Source organism: Bacteroides ovatus, from assembly GCF_001314995.1.
Classification (GTDB): domain Bacteria; phylum Bacteroidota; class Bacteroidia; order Bacteroidales; family Bacteroidaceae; genus Bacteroides; species Bacteroides ovatus.
The window spans coordinates 2,286,459-2,298,267 of record NZ_CP012938.1 but is presented as its reverse complement, the minus strand read 5'-3'; the positions used below and the strand labels follow the sequence as shown (position 1 = coordinate 2,298,267).

The following is an 11,809-nucleotide window of genomic DNA, read 5'->3' as shown; positions in this document are numbered from 1 at the left end:
ATGAAAACATCTGCCACCTGCAACGAAAAGCGTGTAATGCACTAGTTGATAAATAGTTGGAGCGTTGCAGATACCTGCGGCAGATAAGTTGCAGATAAAGTATCTGCAACACAGTATAAACCTTACATAAGCTAATTCTCCATGAGTGCAAAAGTTTATTGTATACATTAACTTCCCGTTTCCAGGCGGGGAACTGTCGTTTTGTAGTGTACTGAATAAGTTGACACTTCTTAAATTCGAAATTCACATGGAAGAATTAAAAAAGAAGTACACTCCTTACACAGAATCTGAACGAATGTCGTATATTCGTGAGTATTTATCGACTTCCGAAACGAAGTATCAGTTTGCCAAGCGTACGGGTATTTGCCGTCGTTTGCTGATTCTTTGGCTTGATAAGTATCATATAAATGATAAAGTTATGAGTACAGAACAACCCTCTTTAAGCAAAGCCTCTGATGAGTCTCTCAATGAACTGGAGAAAGAACTCGCTGCATTGCGTGCCGAAAATCGCAAGCTTCAACGTGCTCTTCAGGAAGAAAGTCTTCGTCATGAAGCTTGTGAGGAATTGATTAATCTTGCGGAGTCAACCTATCACATCAAGGTTCGAAAAAACTCCGATGCCAAGTAATCGACACCTTGTCACAGGGGAACTCTGCCCTTCATATGCGCGGCAGTCTGCAGTTCCTCTGTGATTACTTCGGCATAACCAGACAAGGTTATTATAAGCATGTCAACAGAAAAATGGAAATAGACATCCTCACATCAAGCATTGTGTTGTATTGTAATGAGTTACGTAAACTTATGCCCAAGGCTGGTATGCGTGAACTCTATGCATGCTGCCTTCGCAAGTTTGGTGTCAGGATGGTCATTGGACGTGATCAATGCTATAATATTTTTCGTGCCAATGGCCTTTGTCAACGTGTCAGACGTGTGAGGCCAAAGCCAACAAATTCCAATCATAATTATTACATTTATCCAGACCTGCTGAATGTCACGCCTAAATTTGTAGCTGACACATTCGGTTCAATGGTTGTAGCGGACATAACCTATGTTGCCACGTGCCAGGGATGGGCTTACCTGTCCCTTCTTACCGATGCGGGCAGTCGGGCCATAGTCGGATATGCCCTGTGCAAAACACTCGAAGCGGAAGGTCCTTTAAAGGCACTTAGGATGGCTATGGACTTTTACAACAGATACAATGTTGATTTGAATAATCTGATACACCATTCTGACCGGGGAGTGCAATACTGCTCAAACCTGTATGTAGGTATGCTCAAGAAACATCATATTAATATCAGTATGACTCAGTGTGGGGATCCGCTACATAATGCTCTGGCTGAACGGATGAATAACACGATCAAGAATGGGTGGCTTTTTGACTGTACAGATGACAGCTTTGAACAATTGGATAAACGTATAGCCGATGCCATATATGCATACAATTATGTTAGACCGCATCAAGGCATACAAATGAGAACTCCGATGGAATATATTCGTAAATGCAGTGGAAAGGTAGCTGAAGTCCCGCTCGTCGGGACGGGTGCTCCCGCCCCTATTCTTATGGATTACGCAAGCGAATTTTGATAATTTCTCGAAAAAAAAGCATCCGTCCTAATTACAGCGAACATAATCGTAACTAATTTCGCTCTAACTGCATTCAGAACCGACATCTTATTTTTTCCCTCTTCGACCTTTCTGTCATAATATTTCTTCAATGGACTATTTTTCACTTGTGAAACAGATAGTGCCGCCATATGTAGCAAATGCTTGATGCTCTTGTCAGCCCTATTAGATACTCTATTTTTAGAACGTTGGCTACTTCCTGACACATAGACGAACGGAACAACTCCTGCATGACAGCAAAACTTCCTGGGATCAGTAAAAGAAGTGAAAGCATCTGTTTCCATGATCATCTTCAGTGCAACACGTTCCCCAACTCCATCCACAGACATGAGTAAATCCATTTGATGAGCAATGACAGGTGCCTGATTTATAAGTTCTTTTATTTCAAGGTCTATTTGTGCTATGTAATCCGTAAATGTATTGATAATCCCTTCAACTCTATTGCATTTAGCAATATATATTGAGTGTTCCATATAGTCTACCTGATCTTTTAGCTGGGATTGATATTTAGCCCTATCTGCAACAAGCATACTGCGTTCTGTTGATAAGTTTTTGAGTTTTTGTATTATAAGCTCTGATGCGGTATACGGTTGTAGGCAATCATTATATCTTTCTGCATACATTGCTATTCGGCAGGCATCTATTTTATCATTTTTGCCACGAGGTATTCCATGACAATATTTTATTTTAGCTGCATCTTCCAAACATAAGTAGACTCCTATACTTTTTGTTGCACAGACCAAAGGATAGGTATATTGCCCTGTATGTTCCGCACAGACAACCAAACTGTCCTCAGAGAGGAAAAATTTCTCAAACGTTCTTGTTAACCAAGATTTAATAGAGGATAGATCATTAGGAATAACATCATAAAGGATGTCCTTACCGTTACTCCTTAAACATAAATCCAATTTTTTCTTACTCACATCAACTCCTAAATAAAAAACTTTCATACTTTTGTTTTTGAACATTAAACAAAAAAGAAAGGACCTGAACTTGACCTAATAACCTTAAACAGGTTTACTGAAATTCTTATATGGGTTTGAGTTCAAGGAAGGAGCAAAAGGACCGAATAGGGACTTAGACTTGACTTCTATTGCCGCTGATGGTTTTCCTTTTGCTTTCCTTTCAATATCAATTCAAAGATAAATATTTTGATGCTGCAAATCTAAGGTTGCCGCTAGGGCGATCCCCGAGCGAAGAGTTTTTGTTGTTTAATGAAAGTTTACAGCCCGAAGTCTTGCACTTATAAGAGAAGATACATAATTTTGCAAAATATCTAAAATGACAACTTATACAGGAATTACAAAGGGACAAGTAAACTTATTTAGGTTTTAAAAAATATTGAGTAAACGAACTTAGGTATAACAAGCGAAGTTGTCAACTAAATCCAGTACAGTACATTGTATACATTAACTTCCCGTTTCCAGGCGGGGAACTGTCGTTTCCGGCATTAGAAATTACAGTTTCCACGGCAGGAAACGAGAGTTTCTAAGGCGGGATACTACAGTTTCTACGTAAGGATACTGTCGTTTCCCCGTAGAGACACCACCATTTCTCCATAGAGTCACCCCCAATTATCCCATAGCTTTGTACAAAGGAATCAAGGCTTTTTCTTTGATTATATAACGTGTTGCAGATAAAGTATCTGCAACCTATCTGCCACAGGTATCTGCAACGCTCCAACTATTTATTAACTAGTGTATTACACGCTTTTCGTTGCAGGTGGCAGATGTTTTTATGTTTTTCAACTTTATAGTAGGAAAAACTTTCATTCATTTCTGCACCGTTTCATTCATTTTCGTACCGAAATGAATATAACTCCTACCCCTTTTCGGTTTTATCTTACCCAATTTTACCTGTTGAAATTTTATGATATAAATAAGCTTTTAGCCTTTTAATTCACTTTGTATATAATTTTAAATAATTATTTGTATGTATTTAAAATGTGTAATTTTCTTCAGATAAGAGAAGTAAAGAGAATTAAAGAGAACTAAAGGGAAAAATGATAAACTCTTTTTGTTGTTGATATTTTATTGGTATATAAAGTGTTATATTTATTTTTTTGTTCTTACTATATAGAGGATAGTAATAATTTTATATATTGGTTGTAGCCTGTCAAATATGGAAATAATGGTAGCGTTTAAGGGAAGTAGGGGGAAATGCTATGATGTAAATGTTGAAAAAAAGTTTGTTATCTTTGCGATGAATCCAAATGGAAAATTACTTTAAAAACATAAATAACATGGAAGCAACTATCAATTATCAAACAACTATTTTCCTTGAAAAAATTAAGGAAATGGAAGATCGCAATTTATTATTGGCGTATAGTAACAAGGCTGACTATAACTCCTTGTTTAATCAGTTGGCGGAAGAGGAACTGGCACTTAGGGGATATGTACCTTCAGAAGTGGAAGAAAATAATATTGATTTTCTTATTATCCGAAAAAAAGAGATTGATGAACTTGTGGAGATTTATACTAATGACTCTGATTACGTAAAAAGCTGGAAAGAACTGGCGGAAAATGAGCTTAAAAGACGAGGATTCGATATCTCTTCCTTGTACGGAATAAAGAGTCGCAATAAACAATTCCTCAAAGAGGGAATGCAAGGCCGATACATCGTTCTGGGATATATATTCTCATTTCTCGGTGGCCTGGTCGGTTTAGCCTTTGCTATTAATTATGCATTTACTTCCCAGACCGCTGTTAATGGAGAGAAATTTCCTAAATATAACAGAAGTACCCGAAGCCACGGAAAAGCTATGCTGATATTAGCTATTGGCTCTATAATTATGCAATTAATCATGAGATTATCATAGATATACACAATTAATCATTAATGCCATGAAAAGAAATTATGTGTATTTCGGGATTGTACAATCCGAATTCCATCAGACCATTACCCTGTTAAGGTAGTTATAAAGTTTCCTATTGGCCACTGATGTTGTTCATAGACACTCCTGACACCTGTATCTCTGCACCATAGAAGATAACGATATTAAAGAACAGTCTTTATCAGCGTGAATATTTCTAACGCATGTGATTGGACTATTCACGCGAAATGGCTTGAAGTGTTTGTAAAAGTTAGTTTCTTTGCTAATAGTTAAGATGAGGTTTATTATGGAAACAAAGCAAGGACGTATGCATATTGGGGCACAGATTCAAAAGCGTGTAAAGGAATTAGGTCTTACGAACAGTCAGTTTGCCAATCTGATAAATTGTCATCGAACTAATGTGAATAATATTTATAAAAGTGAGACGCTTGATACGTTAAAACTACAACGTATTTCCGAGGTACTTCGTTTTGATTTCTTTCAATATTATGTATCGGACTATTCTTCTTCATCCGCAGATGAAGTTATTTCAAAACGAATAGAGTTTTCATCAGAAGAGATGGCAAAAATAGCAAAAAATATTCCTGTGATAGTGGAGGTCATAGTGAAAAAGTAGTGAGATAATGAAACAAAAGTATGTAAACTTTAATGTGATTGGCTTATGTATATGAGATGTTTGTTTACGTGCATTTTTGCGTTTTGCCTTTGTAGCGGGTATGCGCAGGGTTGGAAAGGAGCAGCTATAGAGGGAACACGGAGAGCTGCCAAGGCAGCTCAATCTAAAGACGTTAGAATTCCAAAGGTGGATGATGCAGTTGTACAAAAGATAGCAAATGTAGTTCGAAAAGAAATGCTGTTTAGAGATTCTATGCTGTCTATTGCCAAAACTGATACATTCGGAATCGTTTGTCAGGTTATTAGTAAGAGGATGAAAGTGCCTGGATTGAGATTATCCGATATGCAAAAACGTCAATACGCTACTTGCGTCAATTTTCTTATTAAACAGTTAATTATGCGTGAAAGTGCATATCCGGAATTTCTCAAAGAAGGTATCTCAAAACAAACTGTAGAAGTCGTATATCAGATGGCTGTTGAGCGGAAAGAAAAAATGAAAGAATTGAACGTTGACAGTCAATGTCTGAAGTATATAAAAGATTATTAATGAACATAATAAATTAAGATTATGAAAAGTACAATTATTACATTAATTATGTTGATGTGTGGGTTTACTGTTGTAAGAGCACAAAAAGTTATTATTACGGAAGAAGAAATAAATGATGCAATATTTGAGGTAACAGGAATAAATTTCAATAGTAGTTCTTCTTCAAACTCAAATTCAAACTCAAAAGGAGAGGAAACGGATAATCAGATTTATGTTGTTGCTGAAAAAATAGCGGAGTTTCCTGGAGGAATGAATGCTCAAATTGATTTTATTAATAAAAATTTGATATATCCGGAAGAATGTATATCGAACAATATTGAAGGAACTATTATGCTGGAGGTTGTTATTGAAAAGGATGGACGGATTTCTAGTGCGAAAGTATTGGGAAGTTCGAAAAATAAACATCGGGCATTGATTCGTGAAGCCTTGAGGCTCGTTTCTATTATGCCTAGGTGGACTCCGGCAGAGTATCGTGATAATAATAGAAAATTGAGAAATGTACGTTTTCAAGCTTATCTTCCTGTTTTTTTTCGATTACGTGATGGAAAATATTCACCATTCGTGATGCCTTCTGAAAATTCTACCTCTAAAAATTCTACTCAAAACAAACCTTTGCATAGACCAGAGTCGTTTATTTCTACAAAGACTTTCAAAGAACAGATATTACCCAATATGAATAAAGCTATAATTTTATCTTTTTATGCGGATTGGGCAGGACCTTGTAACGAGTTAAATAGAGATTGGGATACTTTATTTGGTACTTTCAATGGTAAATATAGACTATGTCATATTGATGTTGATAACCACGAAGAGAGCGATGGATTAGTGGATAGATATGAAGTTAGTGCAATTCCGACTTTGATACTAATATATAATCGAAATGGAGATTTTGTGAAATGGATAGGATCTGGAAAGGGACGTGAATCCGCTATCAAAAGTTGGTTTGAAGATGGTATCAGAAAGGCGGAATCCTGCTTTGGACGATAGCTGATGAGAGATTGATATATTTCTCCTAACAGGAAGGAGTATTGTTCGACCGGGTACCTTATGCAGCTATCAGGCACGCAAAAGACGATTTCCCAAATGTTAAAGTCGAAATACTGGACAAACGTTTACAGTATGAGAATGTGAAGTACTCAATTTAAAACGGAATGTTATGAATATCAGTAAAATTATATTTTTCCTTGTAGTTTGTATTGTAAATGCAAATACGCATGTTTGGGCGCAAAATGATGCCTTGAAGGTGTATGACCTGAAAGGAAATCCTTCGATGCTTCGTTTTCGCTCATTCAAGTTGTCTTTAGATTCATTGACCGGTAAATTGAAAGTAGGGGAAGAAATGGATCAGGTTTCAACGGACTCTTATAGAGTCCATTTTACTAAAAGTGGAAAAGAAACTGTCTGGCATTATATAAATAATGGCAAATCATCTACTTCCATGCAATATGGCACGGATGGAATGGGAAAGTATTATACTTATCAGATGCATAATAATGAGATAGAGAAGTATATTGTCGAACAGATTTATGAGCCGGAAAAGCGCTGTGGCGATTGTATGATTCGTTCAAAGCTGAAAAAGATATATGAGTTCTCTTTCAATAATATGACTGATACTATTTCTTCCGTAGTTGCCGATACTGTAATGGAAATGATGAAAAATGATCTCTTGTTGGCAAGTTATCAAAGTGATGGGAAGGTACTCGTCGAATATTATAACGAAGTCCATAAGGAAGACAGTTTTGTCAGAACGAACTTATTTAAAGATATTATGCCGCAGTTGCGCATTGTGCGGGTTTATCAGAATGAGAAACTGGATTCGGAACATCGTTATGACGCCAAAGGTGAGGAAACTTCCCGAAAGCGATTTACTTATGATAAATTAGGCCGGCTTGTGATGGAAAGAGAGGACTTTCAGAGAGTGGAGGTGAGTAGCGGGGAGTATATGCTTATTGACAGCCTGTCAACTAACGAAGTTCCTGCTATGCCTAAAGAAGGTTATTGGCAATATCGCTATGAATATGATTCTCCGATGGATGAAAAAGGAAACTGGTTATCACGCAATGTGTTTTGGCAGACGGATGAGCATCCGAAAGAGCAACCGGTCTGGCGTGAAGAGAGAAAGATTTGTTATTATCAGTCGGAAAAAATGTTACGTGGGTATAGATGATTTATAGCTTATGTTTGATATACGACGTAAAATAAAGGCATGGATAGCGGACTTTTCCATATCAGATTGTAACAACACGGCATTTGATATGGTTTATTGTGGGCGCAGGCGTGTGGCTGCCATTACAGATGCGGACCTCCTGCTAAAGATAGTACAGAATAATGCCCGGAGCCGGGTCCGTAATCTGGCACTGAAAAGAATAGCTTCCGATGTACATCTGCAAAGAATCATCAATGATTGCAACTATGCGGATATAAAGGTTAAGGCTATATCCAGGCTCGGCACCGGGCATGATGAATTTTATAAAGAGTTTATAGCTGCCAAAGGTCGGTTTGAGGGGCAGACTGTATTAACGCAAGTTGCAATGAATATGCTGTCGCTTGATGGTATGTTGGAGATTTGCTTTTTGCTTAGGGCATCTTCTATGGAGAAACTGATTAATTTCCTGCTCAAACTGTACACTCTTGAGACTTTGACCGAAGTTCTAATACTACCTTTATTGACAGGAAAAGAAGTAAGCCGGCAGGTGAAACAACTTTTATGGAACCGCGTTGATAGTAATGATTTCTATTTGTCATATCACAAAAATGATTTTGTGTCTCATTTGTTAGATTTAAAATACGGGAAAAGTGTGTGTATGGAAGAACTGCATCAACTGATAAATCTTTCTATAACCTTAGAACTCCCTATTGATAAAATGGAATATATTCTCAAACAAATACATCGCAATTCATTCATTGAGGTGAAGGACATGAAACTCTTCTTGATTCTTAATGTGCCGGACGAATTGGTTGACGATATGTTGAATTGTTCAGATAGAAGACTGGTGAAGGCTGCAGAGCATTGGTGTAATGCCCGTAATTATACTATTAAGCATCATACAACCCGATATCCTCGGAAAGATTTTCTTTCCGAATAATTGTTCTATACTTTGAGTACTATATAAACAGAAGAAAAATCGGAATTTTGAAACGTTAAAAAGGAAATTCAGGACAACAAAAGCCTCTGAAACTCTGTTGTAATAGGAAGTTTGAAACTAACTTTGTCCGCAAAGTTTTCTACTTCTTATGATTATGAATACTAGACAGAACAGGCTAATCATATTCGCGCTTTTGTTGTTGACACAAACCCCGTTGGGCGCACAGCTGCATTCTACTAAAATTGAACTGCCGGAGGATTCTATATCTGCAACCATGGAAGATTCCATTCCGGCAAAGCGCAGTTTCTTTAAAAAGTTTCTTGATTACTTCAATGACGCCAATAAGGAAAAAAAGAATAAAAAGTTTGATTTCAGTGTGATAGGCGGCCCACATTATTCCAGTGACACCAAGTTCGGACTCGGACTGGTGGCAGCCGGACTATATCGAACCGATCGGATTGATACGCTTCTTCCTCCCTCCAATGTCTCTCTTTACGGAGATGTGTCGACTGTCGGCTTCTATCTGTTGGGAGTCCGCGGAAATCATCTGTTTCCAAAAGATAAATACCGCTTGAATTACAATCTCTATTTCTATTCTTTTCCCAGTCTGTATTGGGGACGGGGATATGACAATGGAGCGAACTCTGATAACGAAAGCGATTATAAACGTTTTCAGGCACAGGTGAAAGTCGATTTTATGTTTCGGCTGGCAAAGAACTTCTACATCGGCCCGATGGCCGTATTCGATTATATCGACGGACGGAACTTTGAGAAACCGGAACTATGGGAAGGAATGGCCGCGCGAACCACTAATACCAGTCTGGGACTTTCCCTCCTTTACGATTCACGTGATTTCCTGACAAATGCATATCATGGCTATTATTTGCGGATAGACCAGCGGTTCAGTCCGGCTTTTCTCGGCAATAAATATGCGTTTAGCAGTACAGAACTGACTACCAGTTATTATCAGCCGGTATGGAAAGGTGGAGTGCTGGCAGGGCAATTCCACACATTGCTTACCTATGGCGATACCCCTTGGGGATTGATGGCAACGTTGGGAAGTTCTTACTCCATGCGCGGATATTACGAAGGACGCTATCGGGACAAGGGAGCAATGGACGCGCAAATAGAACTCCGGCAACACGTCTGGAAACGGAATGGAGTAGCTGTATGGGTAGGAGCGGGAACGATTTTTCCACGACTTTCCGAGTTCACCCCGAAACACATTCTGCCTAATTATGGCTTCGGGTATCGTTGGGAATTTAAGAAGAGAGTAAATGTACGTTTGGATTTAGGGTTTGGCAAACACCAGACCGGATTTATTTTTAACATCAATGAAGCTTTTTAAAAATATAAAGAATTGGTTGGAAAATCAGGAACATCTGTTTTATCTGTTCCTGTTTATCTTGATAGTACCTAATATGGTACTCTGTTTTACAGAACCTTTACCATTTATGGCAAAAGTCGCCAATGTGTTGTTACCTTTCGGTTGCTATTACCTGTTGATGACTTTGTCGAGGAATTGCGGCAAGATGCTGTGGATTTTATTCCTGTTCCTGTTCTTCGGAGCCTTTCAGATCGTGTTGCTTTATTTATTCGGCCAGTCCATTATCGCTGTCGATATGTTTTTGAATCTGGTCACCACCAATTCGAGTGAGGCATTGGAACTGCTCGATAATCTCACACCTGCCATTATTGCTGTAATCATACTCTATGTACCTGCCCTGATATTAGGGATGATTTCAATTATACGTAAACGGAAACTTACGGTAGAGTTCATTCGCAGGGAACGGAAGAGAGCCTTCCTGGTCTTTGGAATCTCCCTCCTTAGTCTTGTCGGAGCCTATGTGCAGGATTCGGGATATGAGTTGAAATCTGATTTATACCCGCTAAACGTATGCTACAACGTAGGTCTTGCCTTTCAAAGAACAGCTCTGACACAGGATTACCACCGTACATCCAAAGACTTTACTTTCCATGCCCGGCCTACTCATCCGGAGGGAAAACGGGAAGTATATGTAATGGTCATAGGAGAAACCTCTCGTGCCCTAAACTGGCAATTGTATGGTTACGAACGTGAAACGAACCCGCTCTTATCCCGGCAAACGGGTCTGATTGCTTTCCCAAAAGTGTTGACAGAGTCGAATACGACACATAAAAGTGTCCCCATGCTGATGTCGGATGCTACTGCCTGCAACTACGACTCTATCTACCATCAAAAAGGAATCATCACCGCTTTCAAAGAGGCAGGATTCCGGACGGCTTTTTTCTCCAACCAACGTTACAACCATTCATTTATCGACTTCTTCGGAATGGAAGCCGATACGTATGATTTTATAAAAGAAGATTCGGTCAGTTCTACCTATAATCCTTCTGACGACGAACTTCTGAAATTGGTGGAGGAGGAACTGGCGAAAGGTGCAACGAAACAATTCATCGTACTTCACACCTACGGTTCCCACTTTAACTATCGCGAACGTTACCCGTCGGAAGATGCTTTCTTTACGCCCGATTATCCGATGGAAGCAGAGAGAAAATACCGGGATAACCTGGTGAATGCCTATGACAACTCTATTCGTTACACGGATGATTTTCTGTCACGACTTATCCGTATGTTGGAAAAACAGCAGGTAGATGCCGCCATGCTCTACACTTCCGATCATGGAGAGGACATTTTCGACGATTCCCGTCATCTGTTCCTCCACGCTTCTCCCGTACCTTCTTATTATCAGCTTCATGTGCCATTCCTGATTTGGATGTCCGATGACTACCGCGAAACGTATCCCGAACGTTGGAATACCGCTATTGAAAATAAGGATAAGAATGTTTCTTCCAGCAGCTCTTTCTTCCCGACCATGCTGTCTTTAGGCGGAATAGAAACTCCTTACCGGGATGATTCGCAGGCTGTGACGGCTTCGCACTACGTCCTGAAACCGAGGGTTTATCTGAACGATCACAATGATCCCCGTCCGTTGGATGATTTGGGCATGAAGAAGCAAGACTTCCAGATGCTGGAAAAGAGGAATATCAAGTATTAAGTATTAGGTATTAATCCTTGTTAATTTTTGCATCCAAAAATGGGATTGGCGTGTTATTTGCCGTATG

Annotated in this window: 11 protein-coding genes; 10 read left to right on the top strand and 1 reads right to left on the bottom strand. The window is 38.9% G+C overall.

The annotated features are described in order from the left end of the window. Positions 1–247: 247 nt before the first annotated feature. On the top strand, positions 248–628 hold the full coding sequence (locus Bovatus_RS09155) for a transposase (RefSeq protein ID WP_052588007.1): 381 nt from the start codon (positions 248–250) through the stop codon (positions 626–628). 35 nt (positions 629–663) lie between these two features. Further along, positions 664–1,584 carry an IS3 family transposase gene (locus Bovatus_RS09150; protein WP_004301048.1) on the top strand — a complete coding sequence of 307 codons (921 nt, stop codon included), beginning with the start codon at positions 664–666 and terminating at the stop codon, positions 1,582–1,584. On the opposite strand, the gene Bovatus_RS09145 is transcribed toward Bovatus_RS09150, so the two are convergent. Further along, positions 1,566–2,573, bottom strand: a complete 1,008-nt coding sequence (locus Bovatus_RS09145; RefSeq protein ID WP_004307071.1) for an IS110 family RNA-guided transposase — start codon at positions 2,571–2,573, stop codon at positions 1,566–1,568. The genes Bovatus_RS09150 and Bovatus_RS09145 overlap by 19 nt on opposite strands. A 1,292-nt stretch (positions 2,574–3,865) precedes the next feature. Between Bovatus_RS09145 and Bovatus_RS09140 the strand changes: the two genes are divergently transcribed. The 8 genes from Bovatus_RS09140 (at position 3,866) to Bovatus_RS09105 (ending at position 11,742) form a co-directional block, all read left to right on the top strand. Further along, positions 3,866–4,441, top strand: a complete 576-nt coding sequence (locus tag Bovatus_RS09140; protein WP_138301332.1) for a hypothetical protein — start codon at positions 3,866–3,868, stop codon at positions 4,439–4,441. Positions 4,442–4,742: 301 nt separating this feature from the next. Beyond that, on the top strand, positions 4,743–5,072 hold the full coding sequence (locus tag Bovatus_RS09135) for a hypothetical protein (protein WP_105096219.1): 330 nt from the start codon (positions 4,743–4,745) through the stop codon (positions 5,070–5,072). 45 nt (positions 5,073–5,117) lie between these two features. Continuing rightward, on the top strand, positions 5,118–5,618 hold the full coding sequence (locus tag Bovatus_RS09130; protein ID WP_004301043.1) for a hypothetical protein: 501 nt from the start codon (positions 5,118–5,120) through the stop codon (positions 5,616–5,618). Positions 5,619–5,639: 21 nt separating this feature from the next. Then, positions 5,640–6,605 carry a TonB family protein gene (locus Bovatus_RS09125; RefSeq protein WP_004301042.1) on the top strand — a complete coding sequence of 322 codons (966 nt, stop codon included), beginning with the start codon at positions 5,640–5,642 and terminating at the stop codon, positions 6,603–6,605. 169 nt (positions 6,606–6,774) lie between these two features. Further along, a complete protein-coding gene (locus Bovatus_RS09120; RefSeq protein ID WP_004301040.1) occupies positions 6,775–7,785 on the top strand; it encodes a hypothetical protein in 1,011 nt (336 codons plus the stop codon). Positions 7,786–7,795: 10 nt separating this feature from the next. After that, positions 7,796–8,704: a hypothetical protein gene (locus Bovatus_RS09115; RefSeq protein ID WP_004301039.1), complete on the top strand. Its 909-nt coding sequence runs from the start codon at positions 7,796–7,798 to the stop codon at positions 8,702–8,704. Between the two features lie 148 nt (positions 8,705–8,852). Further along, complete coding sequence (locus Bovatus_RS09110; RefSeq protein ID WP_004301038.1) at positions 8,853–10,052, top strand: BamA/TamA family outer membrane protein; 1,200 nt, start codon at positions 8,853–8,855, stop codon at positions 10,050–10,052. Beyond that, on the top strand, positions 10,039–11,742 hold the full coding sequence (locus tag Bovatus_RS09105; RefSeq protein WP_004301037.1) for a phosphoethanolamine transferase: 1,704 nt from the start codon (positions 10,039–10,041) through the stop codon (positions 11,740–11,742). The genes Bovatus_RS09110 and Bovatus_RS09105 overlap by 14 nt, the downstream gene beginning before the upstream one ends. Positions 11,743–11,809: the final 67 nt, after the last annotated feature.